This is a genomic window from Pseudosulfitobacter sp. SM2401, assembly GCF_042932805.1.
Lineage (GTDB): Bacteria > Pseudomonadota > Alphaproteobacteria > Rhodobacterales > Rhodobacteraceae > Ascidiaceihabitans.
This window is the reverse complement of the sequence record NZ_CP170633.1, coordinates 1,144,757-1,160,169: the sequence shown is the minus strand read 5'-3', so window position 1 is coordinate 1,160,169 and position 15,413 is coordinate 1,144,757. Positions and strand designations below refer to the sequence as shown.

The 15,413-nt window shown below is 56.0% G+C and carries 17 protein-coding genes; 15 read left to right on the top strand and 2 right to left on the bottom strand.

Going from position 1 to position 15,413, the window contains the following annotated elements; genetic code table 11:
- Window positions 1–3: 3 nt before the first annotated feature.
- On the bottom strand, window positions 4–1,149 hold the full coding sequence (locus tag ACFIO0_RS05825) for a sterol desaturase family protein (RefSeq protein WP_390914412.1): 1,146 nt from the start codon (window positions 1,147–1,149) through the stop codon (window positions 4–6).
- A 136-nt stretch (window positions 1,150–1,285) separates the two neighbouring features.
- Between ACFIO0_RS05825 and alr the strand changes: the two genes are divergently transcribed.
- The 7 genes from alr to ACFIO0_RS05790 all read left to right on the top strand — a co-directional run bounded on the left by alr (window position 1,286) and on the right by ACFIO0_RS05790 (window position 7,277).
- A complete protein-coding gene (gene alr / locus ACFIO0_RS05820) occupies window positions 1,286–2,320 on the top strand; it encodes an alanine racemase (protein ID WP_390914410.1) in 1,035 nt (344 codons plus the stop codon).
- Window positions 2,317–3,090 (top strand): ABC transporter permease, encoded by a 774-nt coding sequence (locus tag ACFIO0_RS05815; protein ID WP_390914409.1) that lies wholly within the window; start codon window positions 2,317–2,319, stop codon window positions 3,088–3,090. The genes alr and ACFIO0_RS05815 overlap by 4 nt, the downstream gene beginning before the upstream one ends.
- Entirely contained in the window at window positions 3,087–3,833 is a 747-nt protein-coding gene (locus ACFIO0_RS05810) for an ATP-binding cassette domain-containing protein (protein WP_390914408.1), read from the top strand. Before ACFIO0_RS05815 ends, ACFIO0_RS05810 begins: the two co-directional genes overlap by 4 nt.
- A 38-nt stretch (window positions 3,834–3,871) precedes the next feature.
- A complete protein-coding gene (locus ACFIO0_RS05805; RefSeq protein ID WP_390914406.1) occupies window positions 3,872–4,327 on the top strand; it encodes a paraquat-inducible protein A in 456 nt (151 codons plus the stop codon).
- Window positions 4,328–4,479: 152 nt separating this feature from the next.
- Window positions 4,480–5,241, top strand: a complete 762-nt coding sequence (locus tag ACFIO0_RS05800) for a DNA repair protein (RefSeq protein WP_390914405.1) — start codon at window positions 4,480–4,482, stop codon at window positions 5,239–5,241.
- Window positions 5,242–5,291: 50 nt separating this feature from the next.
- On the top strand, window positions 5,292–6,662 hold the full coding sequence (gene radA / locus ACFIO0_RS05795) for a DNA repair protein RadA (RefSeq protein ID WP_390914404.1): 1,371 nt from the start codon (window positions 5,292–5,294) through the stop codon (window positions 6,660–6,662).
- A 48-nt stretch (window positions 6,663–6,710) separates the two neighbouring features.
- A complete protein-coding gene (locus ACFIO0_RS05790; RefSeq protein WP_390914403.1) occupies window positions 6,711–7,277 on the top strand; it encodes a CvpA family protein in 567 nt (188 codons plus the stop codon).
- A gap of 9 nt (window positions 7,278–7,286) precedes the next feature.
- On the opposite strand, the gene ACFIO0_RS05785 is transcribed toward ACFIO0_RS05790, so the two are convergent.
- On the bottom strand, window positions 7,287–8,585 hold the full coding sequence (locus ACFIO0_RS05785) for a methyl-accepting chemotaxis protein (RefSeq protein ID WP_390914402.1): 1,299 nt from the start codon (window positions 8,583–8,585) through the stop codon (window positions 7,287–7,289).
- Between the two features lie 170 nt (window positions 8,586–8,755).
- Here ACFIO0_RS05785 and purF point away from each other — a divergent pair, with 170 nt between their 5' ends.
- The 8 genes from purF to ltnD all read left to right on the top strand — a co-directional run bounded on the left by purF (window position 8,756) and on the right by ltnD (window position 15,413).
- Entirely contained in the window at window positions 8,756–10,213 is a 1,458-nt protein-coding gene (gene purF, locus ACFIO0_RS05780; protein ID WP_390915288.1) for an amidophosphoribosyltransferase, read from the top strand.
- A complete protein-coding gene (locus ACFIO0_RS05775; protein WP_390915287.1) occupies window positions 10,213–10,824 on the top strand; it encodes a DUF2199 domain-containing protein in 612 nt (203 codons plus the stop codon). The genes purF and ACFIO0_RS05775 overlap by 1 nt, the downstream gene beginning before the upstream one ends.
- 85 nt (window positions 10,825–10,909) lie before the next feature.
- Window positions 10,910–11,698: an arginine deiminase family protein gene (locus ACFIO0_RS05770; protein ID WP_390914401.1), complete on the top strand. Its 789-nt coding sequence runs from the start codon at window positions 10,910–10,912 to the stop codon at window positions 11,696–11,698.
- 35 nt (window positions 11,699–11,733) lie between these two features.
- Window positions 11,734–12,138: a hypothetical protein gene (locus ACFIO0_RS05765; protein ID WP_390914400.1), complete on the top strand. Its 405-nt coding sequence runs from the start codon at window positions 11,734–11,736 to the stop codon at window positions 12,136–12,138.
- A gap of 43 nt (window positions 12,139–12,181) precedes the next feature.
- Window positions 12,182–12,817 carry an SDR family NAD(P)-dependent oxidoreductase gene (locus ACFIO0_RS05760; RefSeq protein ID WP_390915286.1) on the top strand — a complete coding sequence of 212 codons (636 nt, stop codon included), beginning with the start codon at window positions 12,182–12,184 and terminating at the stop codon, window positions 12,815–12,817.
- A 111-nt stretch (window positions 12,818–12,928) separates the two neighbouring features.
- Complete coding sequence (gene surE / locus ACFIO0_RS05755; protein ID WP_390914399.1) at window positions 12,929–13,714, top strand: 5'/3'-nucleotidase SurE; 786 nt, start codon at window positions 12,929–12,931, stop codon at window positions 13,712–13,714.
- Window positions 13,711–14,367, top strand: a complete 657-nt coding sequence (locus ACFIO0_RS05750; RefSeq protein WP_390914398.1) for a protein-L-isoaspartate(D-aspartate) O-methyltransferase — start codon at window positions 13,711–13,713, stop codon at window positions 14,365–14,367. Before surE ends, ACFIO0_RS05750 begins: the two co-directional genes overlap by 4 nt.
- A gap of 146 nt (window positions 14,368–14,513) precedes the next feature.
- The gene (gene ltnD, locus ACFIO0_RS05745) at window positions 14,514–15,413 is read left to right on the top strand and encodes an L-threonate dehydrogenase (RefSeq protein ID WP_390914397.1); all 900 of its coding nucleotides are present in this window, start codon (window positions 14,514–14,516) and stop codon (window positions 15,411–15,413) included.

The following is a 15,413-nucleotide window of genomic DNA, read 5'->3' as shown; positions in this document are numbered from 1 at the left end:
GCTTTAGTCTTCGGGTTGCTTGGGCTTGCGAAACGGGTGAATAAACTGGCGCCAATATCCACGCGGCACATCATTTCCGACCACCCCGTATTCAACCGGCCAGTCTTTTTCCGGCAAGTGATGAGTGCCAAACAACCAATCGTAAATCGGGAAATGCGACGCGTAATTAATATCGATTGCTGCGCGTTCTGACCCGTGATGCCAGTGATGAAAACGCGGCGTCACAAAAAAGCGCTCAAGCAGACCAAAGTGCCAACTAAGGTTTGCGTGAATGAACGTGCTGTAGAAATAGACAATCAAAAGATAGGTTTGGATTGCTCCGGGATCAAAGCCCAAGGTGAACATCGGCACGGCCGTAAGCCCCCGCAAAACCGCGATTTCCACAAAATGCATGCGCGCACCCGCCAGCCAATCCAGTTGCTTGGTCGAATGGTGGATCGCATGGAACCGCCACAAAAACGGGAACGTATGAAACGCGCGGTGCACCCAATATTGCACAAAATCCGTCGCTGCCATGATGATCGCGACCTGCAACCAGAACGGCATTGTGCCAACAAACGCACGGGTTTGCGTGAAATCAAACAGGTCAGACACCATGTTCGTCGGCGCAATGGCCAGAAACGCAAGAACCTGCACCAGCATCGAACTGACAAGGTAATAAAACATGTCCTCCTGCCATTCCGGGCGAAAGACGGTTTGGTCAAATCGGGCGGGAAACACCCGTTCCAGCGGGATGAACAGAATGCCAACGACGATCACGTTGATCACAAAATAATCGAGCCCAAAGTACAACGGCTGACGTTCTGGCGAAATCCCCATCGGATCGGCCGTGCCCAGCAATGAGGCCAAAACCACCAGCGCCAAACCGGTCAGGCCCAGCGTTTTGCGCCGGTTCAGCAGCACGCTTAGCAAAGCCATTAAATAGCCAAACAACAAAACCGCGCGCAGGGCAAATGTGACCATGCCGCTGTCATGGATCACCTGCAGTTCAGGCATGGTAAAGGTTTCGGGAAAAAAGCGAACGATGACCAGCAAAAGCCCCGCCAACCCCGCCAAAATCGACAGGCTGCCAGAGGCCCAACCGCTGCCAAACGGGCGGCTTTCACGAGGGCGTTCGAATTCTGCCACCAATTTACGGATCAAACCCATCTGTCTCTCCACTTTGTTCAAGTGCTGTATGAACGGCGAAATTGTGCGCATCAAGCAAGGAAATCCTGACCTTGTGGCAACAGGCCCGCACATTTTGCCCTTTCCCAGCACGCGTTTGCCTGTCAAAACGCGTGCCATGAGTACTGCAAATTTAACGATTGATCTGAATGCTCTGGCTGACAATTGGGCCAAGCTGAACGCGATGAGCGAAGGCGAAACCGCCGCTGTGGTCAAGGCCAACGGCTATGGTTTGGGCGCGCCTTCTGTGGGTCGGGTTTTGGCCAAAGCCGGTGTGCGCACGTTTTTCGTGGCCGTCGCCGAAGAAGGTGCAGCCCTGCGCGCAGCCCTGGGCCCTGCCCCGACGATCAACGTCTTTTCCGGCCACATGCACGGTGACACATCTATCATTCGGGACGCAGCCCTAGTGCCAATGATCAATTCCGTTGATCAAATGTTGCGTCACGTAGAGGCCTTGCCGGGTGCCGCCTTTGGTCTGCAACTCGATAGTGGCATGAACCGTCTGGGGATGGAGCCTGCTGAGTGGTCCGCATTGCGCGACATCGCACTGGCCCAAAATCCGACATTGATCATGTCCCATCTTGCTTGTGCAGATGAACCGGATCACCCGATGAACGCGCAACAATTGCGCAGCTTTATCGAGATGACGGATGGTCTGGATGTGCCGCGTTCTTTGGCGGCAACCGGTGGCATTCTGATGGGTGAGGATTACCATTTTGACATGACCCGCCCCGGCGTCGGGTTGTACGGCGGCATGCCCTTTGGCGCGGCAAAACCCGTTGTGTCGCTGGACGTACCCATCATCCAATCCCGAGACGTCGCCGTGGGCGAAACCGTCGGCTACGCCAACGCATGGATCGCCAAACGCCCCAGTGTCGTTGCCACGATCTCAGCGGGTTATGCCGATGGTCTGATCCGCGCGATTGGAAACGGGGCAACACTGGTCGCAAACGCAAAATCGCTCCCGATCATCGGGCGCGTGTCGATGGATTTGATCACAGTCGACATCACCGATCTGGGCGCAAATGTAACGTCCCTGCGCCTGTTGGGCAGCGACCAAAGCGTTGACGAACTTGCCGCGTATGCCGGCACAATCGGATACGAAATTCTGACATCGCTCGGCAATCGTTATTCACGGACCTACGTCGAATGAAATTTCTAGCATCAATTGGCGCCGTCTCCTTGGGCCTGTTCGGAGCCATCGGTCGCGTGGTGATCTTTGCGGTGCAAACGCTTGGGCACATGATCCGGCCCCCGTTTTATCTGCGTGAACTGGCGTTGTCCCTGCTCAATATCGGATGGCTGTCGCTGCCGGTTGTAGGGCTGACGGCGTTTTTCACGGGCGGTGCGCTGGCGCTACAAATCTATGCGGGGGGCGCACGGTTCAATGCAGAAGCAGTCGTGCCGCAAATTGTAGCTATCGGCATGGTGCGCGAATTGGGGCCCGTTTTGGTCGGGCTTATGATTGCTGCGCGCGTGACGTCGTCAATTGCGGCCGAAATTGCGACGATGAAGGTGACGGAACAAATCGATGCCTTGGTGACTCTGTCCACGCATCCGATGAAATACCTAACCGTTCCGCGCGTTCTGGCAGCCACGTTGGTCGTGCCGCTGCTGGTCGCAATCGGCGACATCATCGGAATTTTTGGCGGCTACGGCGTGGCGACCGGCACACTGGGGTTCAATTCCGCGGCCTACATTCGCAACACCGTCGACTTTTTGGAATTCCGCGATGTGGTGTCATCCTTGGTCAAAGGCGGCGTGTTTGGTTTTATCGCAGCCTTGATGGGGTGCTATTACGGGATGAATTCAGGGCGCGGCGCACAAGGCGTCGGGCGCGCAACCAAAGGCTCGGTCGAGGCCGCAGCCGTCCTGATCCTCGCCGCCAACTTTGTCCTGACGGGGGTATTTTTCTCGCTATGATCACCCTTTCAAACGTCAAAAAATCTTTCGGGAACAATCATGTACTGCGTGGAGTTGATCTAGATGTCGCGCGTGGCTCGTCGATGGTCATTATCGGTGGATCAGGCACCGGAAAATCCATCACTATCAAATCTGTCCTTGGCTTGATCCCGCCTGACAGCGGCACAATCACTGTGGACGGCACCGACGTGACCAAAGCCGATCGCGACGCATTTCTTGCGCGTTTCGGCATGTTGTTTCAAGGGGCTGCATTGTTCGACAGCCTTCCTGTTTGGCAAAACGTCGCGTTCCGGCTTTTGCGCGGATCGCTGAAAAAGCCAAAGGCACAGGCCCGCGAAATTGCTATCGAAAAACTGCGCCGTGTGGGACTGACCCCTGATGTGGCTGACCGCTTGCCCGCTGAATTGTCGGGCGGCATGCAAAAACGCGTGGGGCTGGCGCGCGCAATCGCTGCCGACCCCGAGATCATCTTTTTCGATGAACCAACTACTGGGCTCGACCCGATCATGGCCGGCGTCATCAACGATCTCATTCGGGAAATTGTCGTCGAAATGGGGGCCACCGCAGTGACGATCACCCACGACATGACCTCGGTGCGGGCCATCGCGGACAACGTGGCGATGCTGCACAACGGCATTATCCAGTGGACAGGACCGGTCGCTGACATCGATACCGCCACAGACCCCTACTTGTCACAATTCATTCATGGCCGCGCCGAAGGACCAATCGAAGCGGTCCGCTGAGCATTATTTTAGTCCAAGTTTTTCCGCCGGAGACCCGCATGTTGCGTTACGCCCACCTGACACTTCTCGTCCTCTACCCGATTGCATGGTTCGCGCCACTCATGCGCGCCGGCCTTTTGCCAATGTTTGGGCTCAGCGAAATCAGCGTGATCAGCGGGCTGCAATCGCTGTGGGGATCAGATGTTTTTCTGGCGTTGCTTGTCACCATCTTTGCCCTGTTTGCACCCTATCTGAAAACCATTGGGCTCGCACTATTGCATTGGGGTTTGCTTAGTCCGCGCACGCTGCCGGTTCTGCATATCCTTGGGAAACTGGCCATGGCCGACATTTTCCTGATCGCCCTTTACATCACTCTGACCAAGGGCATCGGTATTGGTCGCATCGAAGTCGCGTGGGGTCTGTACCTGTTCACCTTCTGCATTCTCGCGTCATTGCTGTTTAGTTTTCTATCCGAGCGCGACTTAAAACAATCCAAAGCTGCGCTGCAGGACTAGTGACACCTGCGAAACAATCCTTTCGATTTGCAGTTAAAACTTGATGGTTTGACGCACCACAGACGTCAAATTAACCATTTTCCCCTTCGCCGAGGTCCCCGATGGGCGTATATTCGCCGACATATTAAAATCTTCTGGGGGGAAGACGAATCATGGCCCACCTCAAGGCACTTGGCTATTTGATCCAGTTTTTTATGCAGCGTTTGGCGCTGGTGGTGTTTGCGATTGCCGCACTTTGCGCGCTTGTCGCGACTGTTATGGCAGCATTTGGTGCCTTGCCGTGGATCGAATTTAGCCTGCGATGGAATGGGGTTACCGTGCCACAGGCTGGCATGTACGCGCAAATTTGCCTCACCGCTCTGGCCGTCGGGCTGTGCTTTTTCTTACCCTCCAATCAACGCATTATTGCGCTGGAAAATTCGCACCGCCAGTTTTCTGTCGGAATGAACGACGTCGCGCGCGCTTACGCTGCCGTTCACGCCGCCGATCGCGGTCAAACTTTTCGCATCAGTTCAGAATTTGACGCGGTGCGCGAACGGCTCGCGTATTTGCGCGATCATCCGGATTTGTCCGCATTGGAACCTGCAGTGCTCGAAATTGCCGCGCAAATGTCGCATATTTCGAAGGAACTGGCCGAGGTTTACTCGGACGATCGTGTCGCGCGCGCCCGCAATTTCCTGGAGCAACGCCAATTCGAGCTGGAACAATTCAACACCCGTTTGGATCAAGCAAAGATTGTCAGCTCGGAACTAAGACACTGGCACCACGAAATCGAGCTCGAGGAATCTGTGGCGGCCGCACAAATGGAACGTCTGCGTGATGAACTAAAAGATGTGCTACCCGACTTGGGCATCGAAACGATAGTGCGCGCCGACAACACCGTGATCGAATTGCCGCCCAAAGCTGCGGAATAAACCACGATTAGGTTTTGACGCTGCCCGCGTCCTGAGGCACAAGCGTCGTCATGGCAAAATCAACCACCACATTCACGTGTTCGGCCTGCGCCGCCTCCTCCACAAAATGGTCGGGGCGATGCGACAGCTGCGGAGAATGGAACACAATCACCCAAGACACCGGGCTTTCGACATCGGGGCCTGCAAAAAAATCGCTCGGCTCAAAACGCGGATCGTCAATTGAACTAACTGACTTGGCCACAAAAGAGGCCCCGCCGCCACGCACAAAATCAGGGTTAGACGAATTGGACCGCGTCTTGGGCGGCGGCCTCGTTCCAGCCTCGGCAATCTTGGTTGGCGGCGATCCCGGCATCGGAAAATCGACACTTTTGTTGCAAGCTGCCGCAGAATTTGCCCGACGCGGCCTAAAAACGATTTACGTGTCCGGCGAAGAAGCCAGCGCGCAAGTCCGGATGCGCGCACAGCGCCTTGGGTTAACAGACGCGCCGGTGAAATTGGCCGCTGAAACCAATTTGCGCGATATTCTCACCACGCTTGAAGCCGAAAAACCGCAGTTGGCAATCATCGATTCGATCCAGACTATGTGGTCGGACATTGTCGACAGCGCGCCGGGTTCCGTCAGCCAAGTGCGCAGTGCTGCGCATGAACTGACGACATTTGCAAAACGCCACGGCATGTCTGTGGTGCTGGTTGGTCACGTGACCAAAGACGGGCAAATCGCCGGGCCGCGTGTTGTCGAACATATGGTCGACACCGTGCTGTATTTCGAAGGCGAACGTGGTCACCAATTCCGGATTTTACGCGCAGTCAAAAACCGCTTTGGCCCGTCAGATGAAATTGGCGTTTTCGAAATGACCGGTGGCGGGTTGGAGCAAGTCACAAATCCATCCGCCCTGTTCCTGAGCGAACGCGGCACGCCCAGCCCTGGATCTGTCGTTTTTGCCGGCGTCGAAGGCACCCGACCTGTGCTGGTCGAACTGCAAGCATTAGTTGCGCCCAGCCCACATTCGCAACCACGACGCACTGTTGTTGGATGGGACGGCGGACGCCTTGCGATGATTCTTGCCGTTCTTGAGGCCCGCTGTGGTATTCCGTTCACCGGCTTGGACGTCTATTTGAACGTAGCCGGTGGTATGAAAATTTCCGAACCTGCCGCCGATTTGGCTGTGGCCGCGGCCCTACTTAGCGCACGCGAAGATACTGCATTGCCTGAAGGCGCAGTTGTTTTTGGCGAAATAAGCCTGTCTGGAGCCCTGCGGCCTGCCCCTCAGACCGAAAACAGGTTGAAAGAAGCGCAAAAACTTGGTTTTACCTCGGCCATTGCTCCGCTTGGTGGAAAACAAGTCGAAGCATCTGGCATGAAGCTCAATCAGATGGGCGACTTGACAGCATTTGTGGGTGAAATGTTCGGCGCGGGGTAACCCCGTTGGTGGTCGTACAAAACAAAGATTAAGAAGGCGGAAAAGAGTATGGACGGTTTCACAATTATCGACGGCGTTGTGGCCATCGTGATAGTCTTGTCTGCGTTGTTGGCCTACGGGCGCGGTTTGATGCGCGAAGTCATGGCAATTGTCGGCTGGGTGGCCGCTGCCATTCTCGCCTATATTTTTGCCCCACGAGTTGCCCCGATGGTACGCGAAATTCCAGTAGTCGGCGATATCATTGCTGACAGTTGCGAATTGGGCGTTATCGGTGCCTTTGCCATTGTTCTTGTTATCGCGCTGATTGTTGTGTCGTTTTTCACGCCATTATTTTCGTCACTTGTGCGCCGGTCGATATTTGGCGGGCTTGATCAGGGTTTAGGATTTTTGTTCGGGGTCGTGCGCGGCGTGTTGCTGGTTGTCATTGCGTTCTTTGTTTATGATACGGTGATCACAGGTCAGGAATTTACAATGGTCGATGAAAGCCGTTCTGCCGCTGTATTCGGACGCTTTACCAACACCATTCAGGAACAAGACCCTGAACAGGCGCTGGGTTGGATCACGCGCCAATACGAAAGCTTGGTCAGCAGCTGCACCGCCGCGCCCAGCGAATAAGCTGTTCGTCTAGCGCGTTGAAAACTGGCTCAGCTCACGGTTCAACTGTGCGCTGAACGTCGATAGCACACCTGCAGAATCTTCGTTCTCCGAGGCCAGCTGGGCATCACGTTCGCTCGAAATTGCCAATTCGCGGATCGTTTGATTGATGATAGCGACCCGGGAAAATTGCTCTTTTGTCTCGTTTGAAATCAACCCCATGTTATCCGCCATTACCCGCGACTTGCCTTGCACTTGTTTTAGATTGCCTTCGCTTTCGTGCACGTGGGTTTCCGTGGTTTTGGCCTGCTCAATGGAGCGTGCAATCAATGATTGAATTTGGCTAGAAGCATCTTGCGAACGCCCTGCCAGATTACGGATTTCTGTCGCAACAACCGCAAAGCCAGCGCCAGACTGACCAGCGCGCGCGGCCTCGATCCCGGCATTCAGGGCCAACAGGTTGGTTTGAAATGCAATTGAATCGATCACTTCGTTGATACCCGACATTTCATCTGTGGCTTTTCGCATTGCTGTAGTCGCCTCTAGGGCCTGTGCCATAGAAGCAGCCCCGACATCAGCGAGGCGCGCATTCTCAAGCGTACCCGCTGTCGCATCTTGGGCAGATTGTGCTGAATTCTTGATGGACTCGGTCATCATGTCCACCTCCGCCGAGGTTTCCTCGAACGTTGCGGCATTGCGCAGTGAACTTTCTGCTGTCGTACCGGAGCGTTGTTCCATTTCGCGTGCTGCCTGATCCAAGCCGCCCGCCACCTCGCCAACAACCTTGAACACACCCGCCAACCGTTCCATTGACGCATTAAACCCTTCGGCCAGATCAAACAGTTCGTTCTTTGGATCCATAAACACACGGTGCGCCAGATCACCGGCCGCCAACGCCTCAAGACCCTCAGAGATTTGTTCAACAGCAAATCGGCGCGCTGAAATATCTGTCGCCAGTTTGATAATCTTAACCACGCCGCCATGTTCGTCAAAAACCGGGGCATAGGTGGCTTGAATCCAAACCCGAGCGCCGGTTTTGGCAACACGCAGCACTTGCCCGGTGAAATGCTTGCCGCTGCGCAAATCCTGCCAGAACTGCTGGTATTCAGGTGATTGAAGGTGGTTTTGCTCAATAAAAATACTGTGGTTTTGACCAACAATTTCGTTCATCTCATAACTGAGCACGTCCAAGAAATTCTGATTGGCCTGCAAAATCGTGCCTTGGGGGTCAAATTCAATTATCGCAAAGGTGCGTTCGACCATTTCCGCCACCGCCGTGTTTTTATACTCGTTGCTTTCGACGGAACTGGCGGTGAATTGGGCGCGCATGAATGACCTCTTGATCTGCTGATTATCATGAACGCTTACCCAAGATGTCTTACAACATTGCTAACCTCGCTGTTTATCTTTGATCACTTGGTGACAATGCCCTTTGAGTTGCGTAAACGAAGGGTGTCCTGACAACCGCCGGATTCGGAGCTGCAGACTTGTCCAATATTATGCCCCCCGCCCATCCTTTCGATGATGATAAACTCAAAGAAGAATGTGGCGTGTTTGGCGTCATCGGGACAAAGGATGCGGCAAATTTTGTCGCCCTTGGCCTGCACGCCCTTCAGCACCGTGGACAAGAGGCAGGCGGCATCGTCAGCCATGATGCCGAACACGGTTTCCAGTCTGCCCGCCGCTTTGGGTACGTGCGTGACAATTTCACCTCACAAAAGGTGATGGAAACGCTGCCCGGGCCACTTGCCATCGGCCACGTGCGCTATTCGACATCTGGGTCAAAAGGTCAGACCGCGATCCGCGACGTGCAACCGTTCTTTGGTGAATTTGCCATGGGCGGCGCTGCGATTGCGCACAACGGCAACATCACCAACGCCAATGCGCTGCGTCGTGAATTGATCGAACGCGGTTCGATTTTCCAAAGCTCGTCTGACAGCGAATGCATCATCCACCTGATGGCGCGGTCCTTGCAACGCAACATCCCCGAGCGGATGGAGGACGCGCTGCGCCGCGTTGAAGGTGCATTTTCCATCGTCGCCATGACCCGCACCAAACTGATCGGTGTGCGTGATCCGTTGGGCGTGCGCCCGCTGGTTTTGGGCAAAGTTGCTGACGGTTGGGCGTTATCGTCGGAAACCTGCGCGCTTGATATCATCGGTGCCGAATTCGTTCGCGAGATCGAGCCCGGCGAAATGGTCGTGATCAGCGAAAAACACGGGGTCCAAAGCCACTTTCCGTTCCGCCGTGTCGCCCCGCGTTTCTGTATCTTTGAACATGTCTATTTCTCACGGCCTGACAGCATTCTAGGCGGCCGATCCGTCTATGAAACCCGTGAAAATATTGGACGTGAACTGGCTAAAGAAGCGCCAGTAGACGCCGATCTGGTCTGTCCAGTGCCCGATTCAGGCACGCCAGCCGCCATCGGGTTTTCGCTGCAATCCGGTATCCCCTACGCCATGGGCATCATCCGCAACCAATACATGGGCCGCACGTTCATCGAACCAACCGAGCAAATCCGCAACATGGGTGTGCGCCTGAAACTGAACGTGAACCGCGCGCTGGTCAAAGGCAAACGGATCATTCTGGTCGACGATTCCGTGGTCCGTGGCACCACATCGCGCAAGATCAAAGAGATGATCCTGGATGCAGGTGCTGCCGAAGTACATTTCCGCATCGCCTCCCCGCCGACGCAATGGCCGTGTTTTTACGGCGTCGACACCCCACAGCGCGACAAACTGCTGGCCGCGACTATGTCCGAAGAAGAAATGCGCGATCACCTCGGCGTCGACAGCCTCAAGTTCATCTCGCTCGACGGGCTGTACCGCGCCGTGGGCGAGGCCAAAGGCCGCGACAAAAAGTGCCCACAATACTGCGATGCGTGTTTCTCGGGCGAATATCCGGTAACACCCAGCGACCAGATTGACGACGGGTTTGAGATGAAGGCGGCGGAGTAATTCGCTGGCTTCAAAAACTCATTGGTAACCCAGCACCTTATACGCTGGAACAAGACCCGCGTTGGCGCGCATTTAACGACAACTCAACGGCTTGTGCGTGTTGCGCGGAAACCTTCAACGGCATCTTTGAACTAGGTTACGACCACCCTGACCATTGGATTCACGCAAATCGAACTGAAAGCGGAAAAGATTCTCTTTCTTTCGGTGATGATTGGCTCAACGCAAATCTGTGCGCAGTAGGTGAACATAGGTTCGTGCGAGGAGTTTTAGATTTGCCAGTTAAGGGCAGCGACATTCCCTTTGGGTTTGGAGTCTGGTGCAGTTTAAAACCGGAAAATTTTGATGCCTACGCTGCGATCATTCACACTGATAATAACACCTCACTAGGCGGCTTCTTTGGGTGGATGTCTAACAGTTTGCCGTACTACGACACAGAGGCTCCCCTTGCCTGTAACGTTGTTTTTCAAGATGGCGGGGTCCGTCCGCTCATCAAGGTTCATGACGACACTCACCCGTTAGGCCACGACCAAGTCAACGGCATTACGTTTGATACTCTGCTGGATATCTATGCAGCGGCAGGACGCGACATACGACCTCACTTGGAACGATAAGCAAATTACGCTTTCTGGCTTAATGACAAGCGTGCTCACATGCATGCATACTCCCAAAAACGCAATCATCCACGAGTCCTCAAACATGCCCCCCGTATCCCACACCTTTACCCACGCCATCACCCGTCGCCCCGGCAACAGCGTCACCGATGGATTGCGCGACACGGACATCGGTGCGCCGGACCTTGCAACGTTCCTCGACCACCATGCAGCCTACGTCGCCGCATTGCGCGCAACGGGGGCAACGGTCAGCGTTCTGGACGCATTGGAACCCTACCCCGACGCTTGTTTTGTCGAGGACACAGCCCTGTGCCTGCCCCAAGGGGCGATCATCATGCGCCCTGGTGCGCCGACGCGATTGGGCGAAGCGCTGGAAATGAAACCACACCTCGACGCGCTTTATTCCAACGTTGAAACCATCACCTCTGGCTACATCGAGGGCGGCGATATCTTGGTCACGGAACGCGAAATCCTTGTCGGCCTATCGGCGCGCACGGACGCCACAGGTGTCGCGAACCTAACGGACATCACCGCAAAATGGGGTCACAAGGTGCGCACCGTGCAAACGCCCCCCGGCGTGCTGCATTTTAAAACCGACTGTTCGCTGCTGGACGCAGTCACTGTTTTGTCGACCGAACTGCTCGACGCATCCGGCTGCTTTGACGGCTACAACGTGATCCACACCAGCCCGGGCGAAGAGGCCTGCGCCAATGCCATCCGGTTCAACGGATCGGTTCTGATGCCAGCAGGCTTTCCCTGCACGGCGGAAAAACTGGACAAAGCCGGATACGAAATCACCCAAATCGGCAATTCGGAAGCGGCCAAACTGGACGGCGGATTGTCGTGCTTGTCGCTGCGGTTCACACCTTGCTGACAATAGCTGTCAGGACTGTGCTATAGGTTTGCCTCATGACACAGCTTTCAAATCCCCTCGCCTCGGCGATCCAAGTCTGGCCCAAACCGGCCCAAAACCAGTTTCACGCGATCCGCGCCATCGTGCAGGACGCGGCGAAAACGGCGGAAATCGGCGCACTCAGCGAGACGTTAAAATGGGGGCAGCCGTCGTGGATGCCGCAGAAATCCGGCATCGGATCGACCCTGCGTGTGGCCTGGAGCGACAAACATCCGGACGAGATTGGCCTGTTTGTGAACTGCAATTCTACCCTTTCTGAACAGATACGTACGCTCTATCCGGCCAGTTTTCGTTATCAGGGCAACCGCGCGCTTTATCTTGGGCTTAGCGCGCCCCTGCCCGAACAAGCGATCCACCACTGCGCCCATCTGACGCTGACCTATCACCGCACCAAAGCTTGACCTTGCGCGCGTATCCCATCATCTAGCAGGCATGAAAAAAGACGTGACAAAAACCGCCCTCATCACCGGCGCATCCCGTGGCCTTGGGGCCGCTTTGGCGATCGCGCTCTGCGACACCCACCACATCATTGCCGTGGCCAAAACCACAGGCGCGCTTGAGGAACTGGATGACCGCATCCAAGCCCGCGGCGGCCAAGCAACCCTTGCGCCGATGAACATCACCAACGAGGCGGCAATGGCGACCCTGTGCCGTGGCATATTCGATCGCTGGGGCAATCTGGACATGTGGCTGCACACGGCCATTCACGCAGCCCCACTGACGCCAGCGTCCCACATTGACGACAAGGATTTCGCCAAATCAATGGACGGGAATGTGACGGCAACGGCGCGTTTGATCACCTTTGTCGCCCCGCTGTTGGGGCAATCCGGCCAAGCAGTGTTCTTTGACGATCCGCGCGCTGGCACGCAATTCTTTGGCAGCTACGGTGCCAGCAAAGCCGCGCAAATCGCGCTGGCCCGCAGTTGGCAGGCTGAAACCACAACCACCGGACCAAAGGTGCACATTTTGACGCCTGACCCGATGCCAACCGCCACGCGCGCACGGTTTTATCCCGGCGAAAGCAAAGATGGACTTGCCGCGCCCGCCGATCAGGCCGCGGCCCTGCTTGCTCAAATCTGAGTCTTACGCGCAACGGCGCGCACCTGTGGTCTAAAAAATCCCTTCAACAGCGGCACGCGCACTTGCCGCCCAAGCCGCCCTTGCCTACAAAACAGGGCAAAGGGGCCATCTATGCGCATTCTCATCACCAACGACGACGGCATCGCCGCTCCGGGCCTGAAAATCATGCACGCCATTGCGACTGAAATCGCAGGCCCAACCGGCGAAGTCTGGACCGTCGCGCCCGCGTTCGAGCAATCCGGCGTTGGCCACTGCATCAGCTACACCCATCCGATGATGATTTCCGAACTCGGCCCCCGCCGATACGCCGCCGAAGGGGCACCTGCCGATTGCGTCCTTGCTGGCCTGCACGAGGTCATGGTCGACAACAAACCCGATCTGGTGTTGTCCGGCGTGAACCGCGGCAATAATTCGGCTGAAAACACGCTCTATTCCGGCACGATTGGGGCCGCGATGGAGGCCGCATTACAAGGTCTGCCCGCCATTGCCCTGTCGCAATATTTCGGCCCTGCCAACAACACAATGGACAACCCGTTTGAGGCCGCAGCCCAGCACGGCGCAGATGTTGTTCGCCGCATTCTGGCCGCCAACCCAACCGAATCTGCGGACTACAGCCTGTTTTACAACGTCAACTTTCCGCCGGTACCGGGTGCGGACGTCAAAGGCATCAAATTGGCCCCCCAAGGACGGCGCGAAAACACCGGCTTTTCCACCGAACCGCATTTTGCCCCATCCGGGCGTAAATTCCTGTGGATCAAAGGCGGCGATCAACGGGCGAAATGCGCGGCAGGATCGGACGCAGCTGTGAACCTTGATGGCTACATTTCGGTCACGCCCATGCGCGCCGATCTGACCGCCCACGATGTAATGGGCGATCTGGGGTCGATCAACACATGAGCGACACGCCCGAAACCGACGCTGAGCGCAAAATGCAATTCCTCTATGCCCTGCGCTCCAAGGGGGTGACGGACAAGCGGGTGCTCGGTGCGATGGAGGCGATTGATCGCGGCCCGTTTGTGCGCGGCCTGTTTGCCGATCGCGCCTACGAGGACATGCCGTTGCCGATTGCTTGTGGGCAGACCATTAGCCAGCCGTCTGTTGTCGGATTGATGAGTCAGGCACTGAATATTACCAGTCGTGACAAGGTGTTAGAGGTTGGAACCGGATCAGGGTATCAGGCCGCAATCCTGTCAAAACTGGCGCGCCGCGTCTACACGATTGACCGTCATCGCCGCTTGGTGCGCGAGGCGCGCGACATCTTTGACCACCTCGATCTGACCAACATCACCGCGATCACTGGCGACGGATCGTTTGGCCTGCCCGACCAAGCGCCGTTTGACCGCATCATCGTGACAGCCGCCGCCGAAGACCCCCCAGGCCCGCTGCTGGCCCAGCTTAAAATGGGCGGCATCATGGTCGTGCCTGTGGGGCAATCGGACGCGGTCCAAAGCCTGATCAAGGTCCACAAAACCGAAAGCGGTTTGGAGTATTCCGAACTGCGTGACGTCCGCTTTGTTCCCCTGCTCGAAGGGCTGGGCAAAGACGGATAAGGTGTGCATTTGATTTGCATTTTTTACGTCCCGCTTCAAAGAGGTTGACGTGAAGCTCCCGTAAGGTAAACCCGATCCCAGATAAGGCGCGTTAGACGCTGAAATGTACGAACGAGTGCTGCATGTTTCGCAGTGGGGAGACTAGAATGACCAAACAGAACGTGGCCGTAATTGGCCTTGGCTCTATGGGCTTGGGCATAGCATGCTCGGCCTTGCGCGGTGCACATCGGGTTTGGGGCAGTGATCCTGACCCTGCGCAGATGACCAAATTCCAAGGTGACGGCGGCGAAAACGAGCCTCCGATCAAAGTCGCAGACATTCTGGACGTTGTCGTCGTGGTGGTTTTGAACGCCGCCCAAACCGAAGACGTGCTGTTTGGTGCAAAAGGCATCGTGCCGGCGTTGAAAAAGGGCGCTGTTGTGGTGTCTTGCGCCACGGTGCCCCCGGCTTTTGCGCGCGACATGGGCGCACGTTGTATGGCACTTGGTGTGCATTATTTGGATGCGCCGATTTCAGGCGGGGCCAAAAAATCGATGAACGGGCAATTGTCGATAATGGCCGCAGGATCGCCAGACGCGTTTGACGCAGCCCGCCCTTTACTGTCGTCAGTGTCAGAAACCCTGTTCGATTTAGGCCCCGAAGTCGGCGCTGGATCGGCGATGAAATCGGTCAATCAACTGCTCGCAGGCGTGCACATCGCAACGATGGCCGAGGCGCTGACTTTTGGGCTGACCCAAGGGGTGACAGCAGATAAATTCATCGAAGTTATCTCAAAATGCGCTGGCACATCCTGGATGTTGGAAAACCGCGCGCCGCACGTCGCAGCGGGCGACTACACCGCGCATTCCTCGGTCAATATCTGGCCAAAGGACTTGGGAATTGTGTTGGATATTGCCGAAACCGTTAACTTTGACGCGCCAATCACCACAGCCGCCTTGGCCCAATTCAAGGCCGCCGCCGACATGGGGCTCGGTTTTGAAGATGACGCAGCGGTCGTAAAAGTTTATGCCGAAAAGTCAGGGCTGCAGCTGCCAAAGGCGAAATGA

Bases quoted from the DNA above. Each gene is read 5' to 3' on its own strand.
- ACFIO0_RS05825 (WP_390914412.1), bottom strand. From the start codon at position 1,149: ATGGGTTTGATCCGTAAATTGGTGGCAGAATTCGAACGCCCTCGTGAA.
- alr (WP_390914410.1), top strand. From the start codon at position 1,286: ATGAGTACTGCAAATTTAACGATTGATCTGAATGCTCTGGCTGACAAT.
- ACFIO0_RS05815 (WP_390914409.1), top strand. From the start codon at position 2,317: ATGAAATTTCTAGCATCAATTGGCGCCGTCTCCTTGGGCCTGTTCGGA.
- ACFIO0_RS05810 (WP_390914408.1), top strand. From the start codon at position 3,087: ATGATCACCCTTTCAAACGTCAAAAAATCTTTCGGGAACAATCATGTA.
- ACFIO0_RS05805 (WP_390914406.1), top strand. From the start codon at position 3,872: ATGTTGCGTTACGCCCACCTGACACTTCTCGTCCTCTACCCGATTGCA.
- ACFIO0_RS05800 (WP_390914405.1), top strand. From the start codon at position 4,480: ATGGCCCACCTCAAGGCACTTGGCTATTTGATCCAGTTTTTTATGCAG.
- radA (WP_390914404.1), top strand. From the start codon at position 5,292: ATGGCAAAATCAACCACCACATTCACGTGTTCGGCCTGCGCCGCCTCC.
- ACFIO0_RS05790 (WP_390914403.1), top strand. From the start codon at position 6,711: ATGGACGGTTTCACAATTATCGACGGCGTTGTGGCCATCGTGATAGTC.
- ACFIO0_RS05785 (WP_390914402.1), bottom strand. From the start codon at position 8,585: ATGCGCGCCCAATTCACCGCCAGTTCCGTCGAAAGCAACGAGTATAAA.
- purF (WP_390915288.1), top strand. From the start codon at position 8,756: ATGCCCCCCGCCCATCCTTTCGATGATGATAAACTCAAAGAAGAATGT.
- ACFIO0_RS05770 (WP_390914401.1), top strand. From the start codon at position 10,910: ATGCCCCCCGTATCCCACACCTTTACCCACGCCATCACCCGTCGCCCC.
- ACFIO0_RS05765 (WP_390914400.1), top strand. From the start codon at position 11,734: ATGACACAGCTTTCAAATCCCCTCGCCTCGGCGATCCAAGTCTGGCCC.
- surE (WP_390914399.1), top strand. From the start codon at position 12,929: ATGCGCATTCTCATCACCAACGACGACGGCATCGCCGCTCCGGGCCTG.
- ACFIO0_RS05750 (WP_390914398.1), top strand. From the start codon at position 13,711: ATGAGCGACACGCCCGAAACCGACGCTGAGCGCAAAATGCAATTCCTC.
- ltnD (WP_390914397.1), top strand. From the start codon at position 14,514: ATGACCAAACAGAACGTGGCCGTAATTGGCCTTGGCTCTATGGGCTTG.